General features: G+C 42.2%; 11 protein-coding genes. 8 read left to right on the top strand and 3 right to left on the bottom strand.

Translation table 11 applies throughout. The features are described 5' to 3' along the window. Window positions 1-142: 142 nt before the first annotated feature. Window positions 143-3,829 (bottom strand): ABC transporter permease, encoded by a 3,687-nt coding sequence (locus SNE26_RS06725; RefSeq protein WP_321558592.1) that lies wholly within the window; start codon window positions 3,827-3,829, stop codon window positions 143-145. A 919-nt stretch (window positions 3,830-4,748) separates the two neighbouring features. Here SNE26_RS06725 and SNE26_RS06720 point away from each other — a divergent pair. The 4 genes from SNE26_RS06720 (at window position 4,749) to SNE26_RS06705 (ending at window position 11,766) form a co-directional block, all read left to right on the top strand. After that, entirely contained in the window at window positions 4,749-6,011 is a 1,263-nt protein-coding gene (locus tag SNE26_RS06720) for a hypothetical protein (protein ID WP_321558591.1), read from the top strand. Continuing rightward, window positions 6,008-8,992: a glycosyltransferase family 2 protein gene (locus tag SNE26_RS06715; RefSeq protein WP_321558590.1), complete on the top strand. Its 2,985-nt coding sequence runs from the start codon at window positions 6,008-6,010 to the stop codon at window positions 8,990-8,992. The genes SNE26_RS06720 and SNE26_RS06715 overlap by 4 nt, the downstream gene beginning before the upstream one ends. Window positions 8,993-8,998: 6 nt before the next feature. Continuing rightward, window positions 8,999-10,693: a hypothetical protein gene (locus tag SNE26_RS06710; protein ID WP_321558589.1), complete on the top strand. Its 1,695-nt coding sequence runs from the start codon at window positions 8,999-9,001 to the stop codon at window positions 10,691-10,693. A 113-nt stretch (window positions 10,694-10,806) separates the two neighbouring features. Then, window positions 10,807-11,766, top strand: a complete 960-nt coding sequence (locus SNE26_RS06705) for a manganese catalase family protein (protein ID WP_321558588.1) — start codon at window positions 10,807-10,809, stop codon at window positions 11,764-11,766. A 123-nt stretch (window positions 11,767-11,889) separates the two neighbouring features. Here the strand turns inward: SNE26_RS06705 and SNE26_RS06700 are convergent, their stop codons facing one another. Beyond that, on the bottom strand, window positions 11,890-12,351 hold the full coding sequence (locus SNE26_RS06700; RefSeq protein ID WP_321558587.1) for a hypothetical protein: 462 nt from the start codon (window positions 12,349-12,351) through the stop codon (window positions 11,890-11,892). Between the two features lie 277 nt (window positions 12,352-12,628). Between SNE26_RS06700 and SNE26_RS06695 the strand changes: the two genes are divergently transcribed. The 4 genes from SNE26_RS06695 (at window position 12,629) to SNE26_RS06680 (ending at window position 16,566) form a co-directional block, all read left to right on the top strand. Beyond that, entirely contained in the window at window positions 12,629-13,483 is an 855-nt protein-coding gene (locus SNE26_RS06695; RefSeq protein WP_321558586.1) for an SDR family oxidoreductase, read from the top strand. Between the two features lie 126 nt (window positions 13,484-13,609). Next, window positions 13,610-13,861 (top strand): hypothetical protein, encoded by a 252-nt coding sequence (locus tag SNE26_RS06690; RefSeq protein ID WP_321558585.1) that lies wholly within the window; start codon window positions 13,610-13,612, stop codon window positions 13,859-13,861. Between the two features lie 181 nt (window positions 13,862-14,042). Then, window positions 14,043-15,938 (top strand): PAS domain S-box protein, encoded by a 1,896-nt coding sequence (locus SNE26_RS06685; protein ID WP_321558584.1) that lies wholly within the window; start codon window positions 14,043-14,045, stop codon window positions 15,936-15,938. A gap of 289 nt (window positions 15,939-16,227) precedes the next feature. After that, window positions 16,228-16,566: a hypothetical protein gene (locus SNE26_RS06680; RefSeq protein ID WP_321558583.1), complete on the top strand. Its 339-nt coding sequence runs from the start codon at window positions 16,228-16,230 to the stop codon at window positions 16,564-16,566. A gap of 235 nt (window positions 16,567-16,801) precedes the next feature. Here SNE26_RS06680 and SNE26_RS06675 read toward each other — a convergent pair whose 3' ends face one another. Further along, window positions 16,802-18,409: an arylsulfatase gene (locus tag SNE26_RS06675; RefSeq protein ID WP_321558582.1), complete on the bottom strand. Its 1,608-nt coding sequence runs from the start codon at window positions 18,407-18,409 to the stop codon at window positions 16,802-16,804. Between the last annotated feature and the right edge of the window lie 3 nt (window positions 18,410-18,412).

Raw genomic sequence — 18,412 nt, 5'->3', positions numbered from 1 at the left:
CTTTCAGGCTTAAAATATTTCTCCGGGCCAACTTCTGTGTATCGAACGACCTTATGTCCGACTATTTCGTTTTTATAGATGTTGCAAGGTAACCATATAATAAATGGTTGCCCTTTGATTATTAGTCAGGTCTCCTGTTAATTTATTCACTCCTTAAACTTTTCACAGGATTAGCCAGTGCCGCTTTTACAGCTTTATAGCCTACGCTTGTCCAGGCAATGGCCACTGATGCTAATATCGCCACAATAAAAATATCCGGGCCGATATTGATCCTATAAGTGTAATCCTGCAGCCATTTATGCATAAAATAGTAGCCGATAGGTGCAGATATGGTAAACGCGATGACAATAAGCACCGTAAATTCTTTGGAGAACAAATACACAATATGCCCTACGGTGGCTCCTAACGTTTTACGTATCCCCACTTCTTTAGTGCGTTGTAAAGCCATAAACGATACCAGGCCATACAAGCCAAGGCACGAAATAAATATGGCTATGCCAGCAAATATTTTATAAAGTGTAGATAATTCGTCCTCGTTCCTATAAAAATCAGCGATTGTTTTGTCGAGGAACTGATATTCATATACGCCTTCCGGGAAAGTTTTGTTCCATAGGCTTTCAATACCGTCAAGGGTTTGCCTTACGTTTTGGGGTTGGATTTTGATATTTAACTTTGAGTATTGCCTCTTCCAAGGGCCCATCAATACAGGTGGGATAGCATTACGCAGTGAGGCTACATTATAATCTTTAACCACACCAGTAATCTGCGCATTTAATTTTTTATCATCCCATAGCATAATATATTTGCCTATGGCTTGCTTTGGGTCGGTAATACCCAGTTTATGTATCAAAGTTTCATTAACAACATAGCCTGATATGGTATCTGTTTTTTTGTATGGACTACCGGCTAAAAATTGAATATCATATAGCCTGAAATAGTCAGCGTCGGCCCATTTCAGGCAGGCGGCAAAATCGACCTGTTTTGTCGAATTATTGAATTTAAAGTCGCTAAACCAACCACTATTATCGGACGGGCCGTATAGGCTAACACTCACATCTTTTATGCCCGATTGTTGTAAAAGCTGATTTTTTAGCGCACTCACCCTTGCCCTGCTGATGCTATCTCCCGGAAAGGGGACAGTAATTACAGCATCTTTATTAAACCCGAGCGATTTGTTTCTAAAATAATTCATTTGATAAATCATCACAAGGGTTCCGATCACCAGAAACTGTGCTATACAAAACTGCGCCACCACCAAAACCCTGCGTAATGAGATGCCGCTCGCACGGCCGGCGTTGATCTTATTTCTCAATGCCGCTATCGGGTTAAATCCTGATAACACAAGCGCCGGATAGAACCCGGCTAAAAAAGTAACCCCGATAACCACACCTGCTAAAAACAAGATCACCATAGGATCCGCCAGGAAACTCCCGCCCAGCTGGATCTCAAGCAGGTTGTTCAACATCGGTAATGCCACAAGTGAGATTATCGCAGCCAGTATAACCGCAAATAAAGTGATGATCAGGGTCTCGCTAATAAATTGCAGAACCAATTGATATCGGTTACTACCCAATACCTTACGTATACCAACCTCTTTTGAGCGGTTTACAGCCTGGGCGGTAGCCAGGTTGATAAAGTTAACGCAGGCAATGATGAGCAGGAATAAACCAATCAAACTGATAACACTGATCAATTGCTTACTGAATGGGTGGCCGCTGTATACCCCTACATTGGTATCATAATGCATGTCTTTCAATGCCTGTAGTTGAAAGATCTCATTTTTATTATAAGGTGCCGGCACGTGCTTTTTTGCGAATGCTGCAAGGTCGGTATTAAACCGTTTTTCGTTCATGCCGGGAGGCAAAATGATATAGCAATTCCTGTCGCCGAAGGTACTAATCCAATCCTGTGCATTGCCGCCAAGGTCCCCTCCTTTTTCGATAAGTGTTACCCAGGAAACGGCAAGCTTCATCGGGAAATCAGTATTGACCGGGGTGTTCTCAAAGATCCCGGTCACTTTAAGATCGCGTTTATTTTCGTATCTTATTGTTTTCCCCATCGCCTTATGCCAGTCGCCGAAAAATTTATCAGCTTCATCACGGGATAGTGCAATGGTTTTAGGCTCGGCTAAAGCGGTGTTTTTATCTCCTGCCAGCCACTTGAAATCAAAAATCTGAAAAAACCCCGGATCGGCATAATAAGCCAGATCTTCTTTAAACTTTTTCAATGGATTTCCATTACGCCCATCACCTACAGTATAATGCGATCCATCGTTCTTCATAATGTTAGCCAACTGCTTTATTTGTGGAAAATCAAGCTTCAACCCTTCAATTAGCGGCAATGGCGTCCCTTGGCCGGCATGTGTTCCATCAGGGCCACTGCTCACCGTCACAATACGATAGATCCGGTCTTTATTGGCATGAAAACTATCGAAACTTGTTTCATACTGAACAATTAGGAATATGAGCAGGCAGGCTGCTATCCCAATTGCCAAGCCGGTAATATTAATAGTAGCATAGCTTTTATTGCGTATCAGGTTACGCCAGGCTATTTTGAAGTAATTTTTAAACATAACGTATCGATTTGGTTTATTAACGGTCCAGCCCGGAGCTGTTTCCTGGTTTAAAATTACTGCCGTAAAATGGGGCTGGCGTTCCAAATTATAATATGGTCGCTCTTTTTTTAGTTCAAGTTTATATTCGGCCGGACTTTTACCGGTCATTTGTCTAAAAGTGCGGTTAAAGGTGGTTTTCGAATTAAATCCTGATTCGAAGGCTATACCGAGCAGCGTTAGATGATCATAAGCAGGATCCTGCATTTTCCGGGCCACACCGGCAACGCGATACTCATTAATGAAATCATTAAAACTTTTTTTGAGCACCGTGTTAATGATCCGGGATAATTCATTTGGATGCAAATCGAGCCTTTCGGCCAGCGAACGTAAATTAAGTTCCGGATCCTGGTAATACAGGTTGGCTTTCATGACTTTCTTCAGCCAGGTACCCTTTTGCTTTGACTCTCCGGGTAACGCCACTTTAAAAACCCGCGAAGCACCTGGTGATAAGCCAGCCTCCGGCCTCAAAAAAGCGATAGCCGCCATCCGGATAGTAAGTATCACTAAAAAGAGATACAGGGGGTAATAAACCTGCATTCCTAATTGATGATGGTAATAAAAGTAATCTGTGGCCGCAAGGAGCATCCAGCATAGCCACAAAATGCCGAAACCAGTTAGCAAACGATGCAGCCATCCCATTTCGTACCGATACCTGTCACCCCTATTAAATTTAATACCCCGGTAAAAGTTTTCTATCAGTTTATGGGAGGCATACAGATAAATAATGACCGAAATAAATCCAAGCAATTGAAATGCAGGGTTCAACCGGTGAAAGGTCAGTGTATCATACGCAGCTTTGCCTGTTTTAATACTATCATTGATCTCCAGTAGCTGAGCGCAAAGTTCGAGCAATAACGGGATGAAATGCAGCAAATCTCTAAATCTGAATTTATATTCCGGCCGGATTATTTTAAGTACATAAAAGAAAATCAGGGGGCCAAATGCCAGCGAAAATTGCAGCGGCAGTCGGCTCCAATAAGGAATATAGGTTGCGAGCTGAATGTCAATGGCTAATATGCGGGTTATGTACAAAACAACTGTAACTAATACCAGGGCAAAAAACCGGTTTGCTGTTTCGTTTAGCCTTTTGCTGAACCACAAAAGCACGGCGGAGGCCAGTCCGAGGAAAATAGCCCCAAAAAATACCAGGTCGTAGGCGTTAATATGGAATGTATAGGTTTTCAATTCGTACAAATGGCTCAATCCTTGTTCCAAATTTACAATCTATTTATATACAGATAATTATATAAATTTAATACATAAACTGTAACACAACCGAACACATAGCTGTTCGCTTTCGGATGGCCGAAACGATTAACTTTCCCCGTAACATTGAAATTGAGATTAATTGAAGATCATCATTGGGATGGCAGTGATCAGCACCATCGAATTACGTAGGAAAAGTTTTTTTGAATCGACTTTGATAGCACCTGCAGTAGCAATGGCTGCAATATGGCCGCCACAAGGTCATTTGGCCCCGAACCTGTTATTGTATCATAATCACGTTTTCCGGTTTCACAGGTATCTGTATTTTGGTATTTGCCCGCAATAAAATTTGCTGTCAGTAAACGTATTCTGACGGCTCAGGCGATCAAGCACAATATACACATCATTTTCTTGTCGTCTTTACCTGTTTATTAAGTATGTTTTTCGATCAATTTTATAACATGGGCAGTTGCCTGCGGCCCGGGCGTTTATGCTACCCGGGGCCTTACCAGAGGGCGATATCCGCTCCCATCCAACGCAACCCCGTGTACCATTGCTAAAATATATTTTAAACGTCATTACGATTTTTTCCGGGCGTTGCCCTGGTGTTTCCGTGCAATGACGCTTTTATTTGTTTTTAAACAACTTAAGTTATATCTGCTAAACCTGCAGCCGCTCTTCTTCATTCCTGGCCTACATATAAACTATTAATTATACTTTCCGTATACAGCCAATATTTACATGATTTTTTGAATATTCGCAATATGAACCGGAACCTGCAGTTGGAATTTCTTTTTATTCAAAGACGAAGAGATTTATATATAACTACCAAAGTATCATTTGCTTTTTTAAATGAACCGAACTACCATTTATGAGATGTCCTCTTTTACGATTAATTATTAGCTGCCTGATACTTTGTTTTTCCTCTATGTCTTGTAACCGGTCACAACCTGGCAATGCTGTTAAAAATGGGGTTTACATCAAAAAGGAAAATGGCAAATATTCACTGTATCGTAATGGTGAGCCATTTTTCATAAAAGGGGCTTCCGGCTTTACAAACTTAAAACGGCTGAAAGAGGCCGGGGGCAATACGATAAGAGTTTGGGACACCTCAAATTTAGGGAGTGTTTTAGATTCGGCGCAGGCCAATCATTTAGCTGTAATAGCAGGTTTGCCAATGCCTCCAAGCGAAAGTATAGATGACTTTTACAAAACCCCGAAGGCCATTGCCCATGTGAAGACGATTGCCGGTATTGTAAATAGGTTTAAGCATCACCCCGCGCTTTTGAGCTGGTGCGTGGGCAATGAGCTCGCATTCCCTTACAAACCGAAATACAATCAGTTTTATACCGTATTTAATGATGTGGTTGACATGATCCACCTGGACGACCCACAGCATCCGGTTACCACAACCATTATGTCCTTTCAAAAGAAAAACATCATCAATATTAAGCTACGCACGAAGATTGACTTCATCTCGTTCAATGTTTTTGGGTCGATACAAACATTAAACGAAGACCTTCAGAAATTCAAGTGGTTTTGGGATGGCCCGTTCTTAATAACAGAATGGGGAATTGAAGGCCCCTGGATTGCGGACAATCAAAACGCCTGGGGGGCTTATATTGAAAATACCAGTACAAAAAAGGCGGAGCAATATCTTGACACCTATGAAAAGTATATGCCGGTTAATAACTCCAGGTTTCTGGGGTCGATGGTATTTTATTGGGGTCAAAAACAGGAACTAACGCCAACCTGGTTCAGTCTTTTTGACGAAAATGGCGCTGAAACTGAGGCCGTTCAGGTGATGCATTATATCTGGACCGGCCAAAAGGCACCAAAAAAGGCCCCTGTATTAAAATACATGCTGGTAGATGGAAAAGGTGCTAAGGACAATATCATATTTAAATCAAACATAACCGTAAACAGCAAGGTGTATCTTGAAAATCCTGATACCACCGGCTTAACATTTAAATGGAAAATATTTGCGGAAGACTGGTTCAAACCCAATGGCGCTTTTAACCAAAACAAACCAAAGGAAATTAAAAATTTAATTATCGGGCACAGCGGGCCGGACTTGACGTTTAAAGTACCTGATCAAGAAGGCCCTTATCGCTTATTGGTTTATGTATATAATCAAAAGGGCTCTTTTGCTACATCAAACACCCCTTTTTATGTATTAAAAAATCCATGAACAATATTATAAAACCACCTTCCAAACTACAATTATTTTATTTAAGGCTGATGATTATCATCGGTTTGCTTTGTATGTTTTTTTTAATACACAGCCTGCTCAGAAAATCAGTTATTGGTTATCAGCCGCTGTATTGGCTATTAATATCAACCTTTGTTTATACCTTTTTCAAAATAATATATGAGTGGTACCACTATTGGTCAATAACCGTTCCGCCCGCTCCGCCTATAACAAAACAGTATACGGTAGACATATTTACCACGTTTTGCGCCGGCGAACCATATGAAATGATTGTTGAAACACTTACTGCCATTCAGGCTATACGTTATCCCCATGAAACCTTTTTGTGCGACGAGGCCGATGACCCTTACCTGAAATCGGTTTGCAAAGAACTGGGGGTTCACCATATAACAAGAACTAAGAAGATAAACGCCAAAGCAGGCAATATCAATAATGCCTTAGCCCAGTCATCGGGCGAACTATGTTTGATTCTTGATCCTGACCACATACCTGTACCCGAATTTCTGGATCCTATAGTCGCTCATTTTGATAACCCGGAAATTGGTTATGTACAAATTGTACAGGCCTATTACAATCATGACATCGGATGGATAGCTAAAGGCGCGGCACAACAAACCTATCAGTTTTACGGCCCGATGATGATGTGCATGAACAGCTATGGAACTGTTCAGGCCATAGGTGCCAATTGTACTTTCAGACGAACAGCGCTGGAATCCATTGGCGGACATGCTGCCGGATTAGCTGAAGATATGCATACGGCAATGCAGCTCCATGCGCGCAATTGGAAATCCATTTATGTTCCGGCTGTATTAACCCGGGGCCTGGTTCCTGCTACTTTATCAGCTTACTATAAGCAACAGTTGAAATGGTCGCGGGGGGTTTTTGAGCTCCTTGTGACTTCCTATGTTAAGCTTTTTAGAAAATTCAACTGGCGGCAAAAACTTCATTACGGCCTGTTACCTCTATTTTACTTATCAGGTTTTGTTTTTCTTATTAATTTTTCAATCCCGGTCATATCCCTGTTCACGGATGCTTTTCCGTTAAGAATGGACTTTTCTGAATTTTTAATTATCAGTGTTCCTTTTATAACTTCAGTTGTTCTGATCAGGCATTTTGTTCAGCAATGGGTAATGGAGGATAATGAGCGGGGATTTCATGTAGTGGGCGGCTTACTGCTTATAGGTACATGGTGGGTTTTTATATTGGGCTTTATTTATACTATTATCAGGAAGAATGTTCCGTACATAGCCACCCCCAAGGATATCAAAGATGAAAAAAATTTAAAAAACAACTTACCCAATATTGTAGTGTTGGTTGTATCCATTGCCGCTATTGTTTACGGCCTTTACAACGACTGGAACCCCTTTACACTTTTCATGTCCGGCATTGTCGGCCTGAATTGTATGTTCATGATATTTATGCTTATCGCGAGTTCAGAACTCAAGTTTCAGGCCTATCTGGATAAACATGCAACGCTATTTACCCTCGTTTCAAAAATACACCGCGTTAAAATATTTTTTTGGCTGTTAAGAAGAAAGATCTATTTCGGTTTAAGGAAGGTTAGTCTGATTCTTAGCATAGTAGTGGTTTGCATATGCATATATGCCTCTCAGGAGTCGGATGAAGATGCAGGCTTTAATTTTACGCGTGGTTTCGATGCAAAAAATGAAGTCAGCAAAAAGTCTTTTGCCGACTTCAGCTCCTCATCAGATACCGCCGGGTTATCCCAATTGATCAGGCAATCGCGACTTTACAATAGCATTTCGAAACCATCATCAGATACTTCGATAAATATTATTGAACAAGATCCAATCACCGGCCAAAAACATTTATTAATAAACCCTCCATTTTTTTCTTCAGTAAAAGGCGTAATCTACTCTAAGGGAAACTACTGGTATAAAAATATAGCCCCGCTCACAAAAAAAATTATAGTTAATGATTTCGAAGACATAAGGAAAGCGGGAATAAATACCATAAAAATATATGGACCGAATATTTACGACCACTCAATTTTTGATGCAGCGGCACAACAAGGCTTAAAAATTAATTATAGTTTTTGGATGCCCGCTCCATCGAGCTTCGTCAATGATACCACCTATCTGCACGAACAATTCAATATCATCCTTAACACCATAAATAAAAATAAATCAAACCCTAACATCAGTGCCTGGAACTTAGGCAATAGTACCTACCAGCAGCTATCCCAATTTTATCATGAGCCACAGTTGTACCGGGCTCAACAGCATTATATCAATTTGTTAAAACGTTTGGTAAACGAAATTAAACTTGCAGACCCAACGAGGCCATTAACCATTGACCTTTTATCCGCCCCCACACTTAGTCCTGCTATGCAAATACTAAAAGGGCAAATACCTGCAATCGATGCCTTTGGACTAATCGTTAATAACAAACAGTCATTAAAATATATTAGCCGGGATTTTAAAACGCCTTATTTTTTCAGTTGCACTGATCCCCGCGCACTCCAGGATATACAGCACTCCGGCGGGATTTTTTACGCTAACTGGCAGGATCAGCAAAGCGGAACTGCTGTTACGTTTGACGGTTTGAAAGACGTATGGGGTAGGAACAAACGGTATCTTTACAAAATAAGCAAGAACTGGAATGGCAATATAGCTATCTATAACTTGCCTGTTGTTAAAATATTAAAACCTGCATTAACAACTACTCCGGGGACATCCCTGCGTTATAATGCACTGGTATTTTCTTACGGTCACTGGAACATTGCCGCATATTTAAAAACCGGATTGAAATTTGAATGGTATCTTGTCAAAACAGACAATTTGGGTAATGCTACCGGCATGAAAAAGGTAGGAAACAGCCCGGACGTATACGTTACAATCCCCCAAAATGATAACAGGTACAGGCTGTACCTTGTTGCAACCGATGGCGATAATGTAACTGTTGACTACGCAACATTAAATACCCCTCTTCAAAATTAATCGTCAATGAAAAAAAAGTCCGTAAAGATTTATTTAGCGATCATTTTAGGTATAGTCTTCATTATATCCTTTTGGGGCATTAAATTTTTGCATAATGATTATTTTACAAATGACTACTACCGCAGCAACGAGCAGGTCGTGGGCATATTTGATGGCAGCAATTTAAGTAATAGCTTACCGGCCAAGCCCATTATTTGTTATACTGCAGTGTTTAAAAATACGGCTATATGGTCAAGCCGGAGCAATGTGGAAACAGCTTTAGCTAATGATGATGTATTAATCACCGTAGAAACCTGGCTTAAAGGCGTAGATTATAAAAACAACGTTTTAACTGAAGTGCTCAATGGTCGTTTTGATAAGCAGATCCATGAACTGGCTATTTTAGCGGCAAAAAGCCGGCATCAGGTCTTTATCCGCTGGAATCCCGATATGGAAGTACCGGCCAATGTATTTCCGTGGCAATTTAAATCACCAAAAGACTATATTATTTCATTTAATTATTTTTCAAAAAAAATTAAAATGATTGCCCCAAAGGCACAAATCATCTGGGGCCCCTCAGGTTATCCCGGTGATACGGAATACTGGCCCGGAAATAAGACCGTTGATTATGTAAGTATAACGCTCGGAAGCACGTCTGAAAATACCACCAACTTTTATCCGAAAGATAGTACAGTTTCTTATATGTTAAAACATAAGCTCCATCGCTTAAGGTTTATTAACAAACCGGTATTGATCATAGATAATGATACACAAAAAACACCTTTTAAATATAGCTGGTTAAGCGAACAGAAAAACTACTTTAACAAATACCGGCACACCGCCTACAGTCCCAATAATTATGTGGATAGTGCTGATACAAAGCCTGTCAGGTCCTCGTTAAAGATTGGGGTATTTGATCCAAATAAAAAACTACTCAATCAACCGGAAATTGGCGTAGAACATCTTTTTACAGATTGGGGCGAAGTTGAAAGAGGCGATTTTGAAAAAAAATTCTCGGAGGTCATTAACCGCCGCCATGAAGTGATTGTAACCATGGAACCCTGGCGGGATATTAGCGGAAAGCCGGACACTGCTGTTTTGGAAAGTATCTTAAATGGCCGTTATGACAAACAGATCAAAAAATTATTTAGTATAATTTCTGCCACAAAGAACATTGTTTATCTCAGATGGATGCATGAAATGGAAATCCCGATCCACCGGTACAATTGGCAAAGCCAGGATCCGGTTACCTATATCAATGCCTTCAGGTATTTTATGCAGTTTGACGGAGGGCCGGGCAAAAATATCAGAAAGGTTTGGGGACCTGCCGGTGACCGTGGCTCTGCAGATTTTTGGCCGGGAAGCGACGTAGTAGATTACATCAGTATAGCCATTTATGGTTTGCCCGATAAAAACATTACCGACCAGGACAAGCAGGAAGCCTTCAGCACCATATTTAACCGAAAATATTTTAGGATGAGGTTTCTTGATAAGCCTTTATTCATAACCGAGTTCGGTGTAAAGGGGTCAGAAAGCTTCCAGAACAAATGGCTTACCGATGCCGCCGAAACAATAAATGCGAACCCTCATATTTTTGGTGTTTGCTACTTTAACTTATATGACAACCCCAAGGCCTGGGGTGATATTAAAGCCCCCGACTGGAGTATCACTCCTCAGTCTATGCTCAAATTTTGCAGTTTGTTGAAAAAGTACCCGCATTAACAATTTGTAAAATAGATTGCTTCTATTTTCATATTAAATAAATTTATTAAATTATAAAACATTAAACCTTACCCACGGTTGTATCATAACACTATCTACCAAAATCAAATGTTATGTTTCACCATGTAAAAGAACTACAATTTAATGCGCGCGTATCGCGCCCCGATCCCCGGTTTGCCAATTTATTACTGGAACAGTTTGGCGGAGAGAACGGCGAACTGGCCGCAGCCATGCAATACTTCACGCAGGCCTTTGGCGCCAAGGTGCCATACCCCGACAAATATGATATGCTGATGGATATCGCCACCGAGGAATTCAGTCACCTGGAAATTGTGGGCGCTACTATCCAAATGCTCCTCAAAGGCGTGAACGGCGAGCTCAAGAACGCTGCCGACAGTTCCGAGATCATGCAGGTTTTGAACGGTAAGGCTGCCAAAGAAGATATAATTCACCAGGCTGTATTCGCCAATCCACAGTTTGGAGTTATTACAGGCGGTGGTGTTACCCCCCGCAACAGCCAGGGTATACCATGGTGCGCCAGTTACATCCATTCAAACGGCGACCTGACCGTTGATCTCCGCAGTAACCTTGCTTCAGAATCACGCGCCAAACTGGTTTATGAACACCTCATGAAGTTCACCAATGACCCTTACATCCACGAAACACTATCTTTCCTGATGACCCGCGAAGTAGCGCATTACAAGATGTTCGAAGCGGCTTTAAACGATATCCAACCAAACTTTCCGCCGGGCGTACTGGCTGCCGATCCACGCTTTACACAGCAGTATTTCAATATGTCTAATGGTGCTGATGTTCACGGCCCGTGGAATGAAGGCGAAATGCCCGATTTAGGAAAAGAGTTCGTTTACATAGCCGACCCGGTTAACCACGTCAGGGAAACGCAGGGCCTTACCCTACTTGAAGACGATAAGGGAAGGGAACTTAAACAGGCAGAAAAACTGAACAAACAAATGAGCCAGGAAAAAAGCACCGAAGTGAAAGACTCTGAGCCCGAAGGCGTGGCGCAATGGAGCACCTATCCTGATCACAATAACGGAGCCCGAAATCAGTAGCCCCTCAATAATATCACCTGCCGTCATCCTATTGATGACGGCTTGTACGGAGCAGCTGCCCGAGCGTTTCGATATTTGGAATGGGGGCTGTAAGTTATTCACACGTATTTATTGCAATGTTCCCTATTTCTCAAGTTTATATTTTACGGAAATAGCGGGTGAGGCGCCCGTGTTTCGTAAAATCAGTGAAGTATCCTTGCCTAATGTGACTTGCCCTTTCAGATCAGCTCTCGAGTTACCGTTCTTATCCAGGAAATAAACCGTATCTGACAATAATTTTAATGCAAAGACTGAATCTTTTTGAATTGCATAAACAAAATCAGTTTTGATATTTGCCCGTTTATTATAGATAGCAAAATTACTTTTTTGAACTTTGCCATCCTGGGACAGCCATGAAAACAAATTACCCTTTGCAACCTTTGTCCACGCGCTGTTATCTACCTTTATCGAATCTTCCATCCAATTGAATTTGGCCGCATAAGTGTATGGATCTATGACTACTTTACTCTCCGTACTCTCTTTTTTACAGGATTGGAATAATACCAAAGCCATAATTGGGCACAAAAACTTTAAAAACGTTTTCATAGGTAAATGATTTATCTGTTCGTGAGGCACCCGCGCAAGCTGGCGGTTCAGCGATTCCTCTGTCCAATTAATACGCATCAAATTAACCGTCCGCTACAATACTTAATAACTATTTAAGTTGCGTTTTTAGGTCTCCGTTTTTATAAATTTTCTAATTTTTTAAATATCATAAACATTTAAGAAAAAAAATCATTATTTAATTAAACACTTTTTAATACGCGCCGGCTTTGCCGGTTTCATCTTGTCAACTCAACGATAACATTTTTTAAAAGGATTTATGATAACAAAAGAAGAAACACCGCAAAAACAGGATAGGCAGCCGGGCATTGAAGCAAAGATGAATCCCGCTCCGGAATATATTAAGGGCAGCTATAAAGCGGCCGGCAAATTGCAGGGAAAAATTGCCCTGATCACCGGGGGCGACAGCGGGATTGGCCGCGCTGTAAGCGTACATTTTGCTCAGGAGGGCGCTAATGTGGCCATCGTTTACCTGGATGAGGACGAGGATGCCGAAATCACAAAAGACCTGGTTGAGTTAACAGGCCAGCGGTGCCTGCTTATTAAAGGAGATGTAAAAGAACCGGCCTTTTGCAAACACGCTGTAGAACAAACCATAAAAGAGTTTGGCAAGCTGAATATCCTGGTTAATAATGCCGGGATGCAATTCCCGCAAAAAGACGTTAGGGCAATTGATCCCGATCAGTTGGATACCACTTTCCGCACCAATATATTTGCCTATTTTTATTTTGCAGAAGCTGCATTAGATCACATGCATGCAGGCGATTGTATTATTAATACCACGTCGGTAACTGCCTACCGCTCTTCGCCTTCGCTTATTGATTACTCATCAACCAAAGGGGCTATCACCACTTTTACGCGTTCACTGGCTACCAACCTGACAGAAAAAGGCATCCGGGTTAATGCCGTAGCACCCGGCCCTGTCTGGACACCGCTCATTGTATCCACTTTCGATGAAGAAAAGATTAAAAAATTCGGCAGTGAAACGGCTATGAAACGTGCCGGACAGCCTTCTGAGCTTGGACCAGCCTATGTTTTTCTGGCTTCAGACGATTCATCCTTTATTACAGGCCAGGTAATCCATGTTAACGGCGGCGAAGTAGTAAACGGATAAACCGCAGCTGGTTAAAACCAAATACATGTATCTATATCCTCCTAAGAGGATTTCCGGACCCGGGGCGTTTATCTGCAGCCAGAAGGGCTTGACCGGAAAAGACTAAAATATTATAACAACATTGCCATGAAAACAACAAATCTAATTATTCCAGTCGCCCTGCTGCTCTACCTCACTACCGGCTGTAATCCTACCGATCGAAACAGAAAAATAGGCGGCTCTACCGATAGCAGCAGCGTAAACAGAGGTGGAGGGCCATCTATCTCCGATACAAACACCATAAATAGGGCAAGGAAACAAGGCTTGCAGGATTCCTTAAACGGAGATACTACTTCGAAAGGGAATGTACCGCCGAGCGGCCAGGTGCCTAAAAAGTAAGATATTATCGGTACAAAGCTCCCGCCTCAGTTAAGAAGCTTCAAACTATTTGCCTCCCATTTTTATAACCTGTAAATTAAATATTTCAATTTCTTTAATTTATATTTAACTTACATTCATCCAAAAGAAACCACCCATTATCCATATGCAAATCGCCGGCGAGGGAGATTTATATTCGATCATGCTTCACGCACCTGTGGGCATTTGTATACTTCATGCGGAAAGTATGACCATTGAAACAGTGAATGTTCATTTACTGAAACTGATCAATAAACCGGGTGAAGACCTGTCAGGAAAGTCTTACCGGGAAATCTTTGCCGTTGCAAAACCTGATGATGAGTCGGCTCTGAAAATAGCAGGAAAAGGCACGCAGCACCAGGATGATAAAGGAGCGATCATACAAACGCTTAACGGGAAGAAACAGATTGTACCCGTTACCTTTGTTTATAAACCCGTAAAGAACGACAAAGGCAAAGTTACTCACATAGCTATATGGGTATTGGAAAACACCAAAGAGGCACTGGACGAGGAACTGGCGGCCATCAATGAAGAACTGGCCGCTACAAATGAAGAGTATGCTGCGGCCAACGAAGAGCTGGCAGCTGCCAACGAAGAATTGGCCACAACCAATGAAGAGCTGCTGGAAACCCAGGAAAATCTCCGGCGAAGCGAAAAACTTTTCCGCTCCATTGCCCTGAACATTCCCGGTTCACTGATCCTTGTCGTCGACCGGAACCATAGGTATATAGCCATTGAAGGCGATATTATGGAAAAGATGGGTTATAACCGGCGCGATTATGAAGGCAAGCACCCATCAGAGATTTCGCCCGAACGCTACGAAGCGTCCAGGCATTTATATGAAAGGGTTTTATCCGGCGAAAAGTTTTCTATAGAGCGAAAAGCCGAAACAGGAGAATTTTATCTTATCCATTTTGTGCCGCTCAAAAATGACGATAACATTGTAGAATCCGGACTTATCATAACCCTGGACATTACCGAGATCAAACAAGCTGAGGAAAAAAGTGCGAAGCTTGCGGCGATTGTTGAAACGTCGGACGACGCCATTGTCAGCAAAACGCTGGAAAGTGTGGTCACCAGCTGGAATGCTGCGGCCGAACGAATGTTTGGCTATACGGAAAAGGAGATGATCGGGCAAACAATCTACAAGATCATTCCCGAAGACCGGCAGGACGAGGAACCACGCATCCTTTCCAGGTTAAGTACAGGTGAGCGGGTTGATCATTTTGAAACCAGGAGACTGACCAAAGACGGGCGATTACTGGATGTTTCCCTGACCATTTCTCCCGTTATGGATAAACAAGGGAAAATTATCGGCCTGTCCAAGATCGCGCGCGATATCACTGATAAAAAACAGGAAGAACAACGCAAAAACGACTTTATCGGTATGGTAAGCCATGAACTAAAAACGCCGCTGACTTCATTAGCCGCGATTATCCAGGTAGCTCAAAAGAAATTGATGCAAAGTGAGGATCAATTCCTTTCCGACGCGATGGAGAAAGCAAATCAGCAAGCCAGGCGGATGGCTGCTATGATCAACAGTTTCCTTAACATTTCGCGCCTCGAAGCCGGTAAATTGTTAATTGAGAAAAGACCGTTTGATCTGGGGCAATTACTGCAGGAAATATTGGAAGAAACCCGGTTAACGGTGACGAGCCATGTCTTCAGCCTTAAAGAATGCAACAACCTCAGGGTTAACGCCGACCGGGATAAGATCGTTTCTGTTATTTCCAACCTCATTAGTAATGCTGTAAAATATTCACCTAAAGGCCGTTTGATCGATATCAGTTGTAAACTCAATGGCGACATGATGGTGGTAGTAAGCGTAAAAGATGAAGGAATGGGCATAAAGCCCGAGGACCTAATCTACATTTTTGACCGGTACTATCGCGTTGAAACCAGTCACACACGCCATATTTCCGGTTTCGGTATCGGCCTTTACCTCAGTGCTGAAATTATTAAACGACATGGCGGTGAGATCTGGGCAGAAAGTGAACTGGATAAGGGGTCTACTTTTTATTTTTCACTTCCCCAGACAGAATCATCAGATAATTTGTAAGTTCTACAACCTATCCAGCCTATCCCCCATTCCACCAGTGTATTAATATCTGAATTATTCGTCAAACAGTTTAATGCGGCGATAAATTTTTCATATTGGATTATCTTCCGGCAAACGCCCCTTTTAACAAACACTAAGGATCAAGTGAGATTGTTGCATTTAAACGGCAATTCAATTCGGTTAGCAGGGGTCAATTCACAATAGATTATTCTAAAAAATAAAGCTTGCATAAATAAAACTTTAAATTTAACTTTGAATAACAAAGTACTTTTAATCTACAATATAAGCCATGACAGAAATAAGACAATTTACAACAAGACCTTTTTTTACCGACGCTTTGGGAAAGCGTATGTTAATAGGCGCGGGTATCGGTTTACTGATGATCAGCTTTTTTGTGATCAGTGCCGGTAAGGGCAGCCCTGCCTGGAATGAATATTGGCGGGTAAAGCCCTTGCTGTTAACCCCTTTTTTAGGTGCGTTGATTGGCGCCTGCTATGATATGACTGAACCGCTTCGCCGCCTTGATGGCTGGTTGGGAAGACTATTCCTGGTATTGAGCTTTGTGGGTTATTTCATCGGCTTGTGGATGGCCCTCGTGCTGGGCCTTGCCGGTACGATGTGGAACTGACCTGTAACCATGAGCTGAAACATTGGATTGATAAAAACTGAAAGCAGAATGCACAAAGCTTAAAGCTGATTTCTGCCCCAGTTATTTGGAAGTATTCACATGACATCGGTTTTCCGGGGTATCTGTGGTGCCGGATAATAGAATTTTGCTACACGGATCCCGTTGTTTATCGAATCTGTCCTATATGTCGTTACCGTGTAGATAAACGGCTATCTATATGGTTAATACTATTGAATTATTCGCCTTTTGCTTTTGCTAATTTATCAAACTCCACCACACCTGCCCGGGTTGCCCATGCCTTATACATTGCTTCAAGCTCAGCTACTTTTTGTGGGTATTGGGCACTCAGGTCATTTAATTCAGAGCGATCGTTTTTGATATTATAAAGTTCCCATTTGTTTTCGGGCCGTTGGGATACCAGTTTCCAGTCGCCTTGCCTTACAGCGCGGTTACCTTCGTGCTCAAAAAACAATCCCTCATGCCCTTTCCAGTTTTGCCCTTTAAATACAGGAACAAGGCTTATACCTTCTGTCGGGGTAATGCTATTACCATGATAAACTTTAGGATAGGTTGCCCCTGCCAAATCAAGGCAGGTTGCCATCAGATCAATGATATGGGCAGGCTTATTAACTATAGAGCCCGGCTTAATCATATCGGGGTAATAAGCTATAAAAGGCGTAGCTGTGCCGCCCTCATATTCCCAGTGTTTAAATAACCGAAAGGGAGTGTCACTTACATTAGCCCCTAATGATCCGTATGATGTAAAAGATGTTGGATCACTTGCAGGCTTACTGTTCGCGGCTAATACTTCAGGCGTAAAACCAGGGCCAGAGATAGTTTCATTGCTGGCTCCATTATCTGACAGGAACATAATCACCGTATTTTTATCCTCCCCCAATTCTTTAAGCTTTTTCCTGATCCGGCCTATATTTTGATCCATCCTATCGACCATAGCTGCATATACGGCCATTTTGGTATCAAACTGTTCTTTTTCTTCCGGGCTTAGGCTATCCCATTCGGGTACGCTCTTATCCCTTGGCGAAAGCTTTTCATCTTTGCTGATGATGCCCGACTGCTTTTGACGTTCAAGCCGTTCCTGCCTGAGCTTATCCCAACCCTTCAGGTACTTACCTTTATATTTGGCAATATCCCCGGGCAGCGCCTGAATTGGCCAGTGCGGACTGGTAAAAGCCATATACAAAAAGAATGGTTTGCCGGTACTTTTATTATCATCAATAAATTTAACGGCATAATCAGCATAGGCATTTGTTGAATACCAGTTTGGCCCGGGTGTAAATTCCTTATCATCTAAAGCGATGGTAAGCTTTTGATTAGGGCGATAAGGCATAGTTGGATTAAAATAGCTGCTTGCCCCATCTATCAAACCAAAATAATGATCAAATCCGCGTTTAACCGGCCAGCGCGACGGGTCTGTACCCACATGCCATTTGCCCGCCATTAACGTATTATAGCCGCCTTGTTTAAGCGCCTCGGCTATGGTTACGCAGTTCTGGTTCAGGTAGCCCTGGTACGCCGGCACATCCCGATGGTTCACCATATCACCAACACCCGCCTGGTGCTGGTAAAGCCCGGTAAGTAATGATGCGCGGGTTGGGCAGCAGCGCGATGCATTGTAAAATTGAGTCATACGCAAACCGCTTTTGGCCATTGCATCGAGATTGGATGTTTGGGTTTCGGAGCCAAAACAACCAATATCCGAGTACCCCATGTCATCTGCCAGGATAATAATAATATTCGGCCGTTTGTCTGCTGCCTTATGCTGAGCAAATATTGGATTACTTGCTACTGCAAAAAGCAAGATGGTTTGAAGGAACTTTTTCATAGG

It is taken from the genome of Mucilaginibacter sp. cycad4 (assembly GCF_034263275.1).
Taxonomy (GTDB): Bacteria; Bacteroidota; Bacteroidia; order Sphingobacteriales; family Sphingobacteriaceae; genus Mucilaginibacter.
The sequence above is the reverse complement of the archived record's forward strand: the minus strand, read 5'-3'. Positions and strand labels throughout refer to the sequence as shown.

Excerpts from the sequence above, each read along its gene's own strand:
- SNE26_RS06720 (WP_321558591.1), top strand. The coding sequence starts at position 4,749 with ATGTCTTGTAACCGGTCACAACCTGGCAATGCTGTTAAAAATGGGGTT.
- SNE26_RS06715 (WP_321558590.1), top strand. The coding sequence starts at position 6,008 with ATGAACAATATTATAAAACCACCTTCCAAACTACAATTATTTTATTTA.
- SNE26_RS06710 (WP_321558589.1), top strand. The coding sequence starts at position 8,999 with ATGAAAAAAAAGTCCGTAAAGATTTATTTAGCGATCATTTTAGGTATA.
- SNE26_RS06705 (WP_321558588.1), top strand. The coding sequence starts at position 10,807 with ATGTTTCACCATGTAAAAGAACTACAATTTAATGCGCGCGTATCGCGC.
- SNE26_RS06700 (WP_321558587.1), bottom strand. The coding sequence starts at position 12,351 with ATGAAAACGTTTTTAAAGTTTTTGTGCCCAATTATGGCTTTGGTATTA.
- SNE26_RS06695 (WP_321558586.1), top strand. The coding sequence starts at position 12,629 with ATGATAACAAAAGAAGAAACACCGCAAAAACAGGATAGGCAGCCGGGC.
- SNE26_RS06690 (WP_321558585.1), top strand. The coding sequence starts at position 13,610 with ATGAAAACAACAAATCTAATTATTCCAGTCGCCCTGCTGCTCTACCTC.
- SNE26_RS06685 (WP_321558584.1), top strand. The coding sequence starts at position 14,043 with ATGCTTCACGCACCTGTGGGCATTTGTATACTTCATGCGGAAAGTATG.
- SNE26_RS06680 (WP_321558583.1), top strand. The coding sequence starts at position 16,228 with ATGACAGAAATAAGACAATTTACAACAAGACCTTTTTTTACCGACGCT.
- SNE26_RS06675 (WP_321558582.1), bottom strand. The coding sequence starts at position 18,409 with ATGAAAAAGTTCCTTCAAACCATCTTGCTTTTTGCAGTAGCAAGTAAT.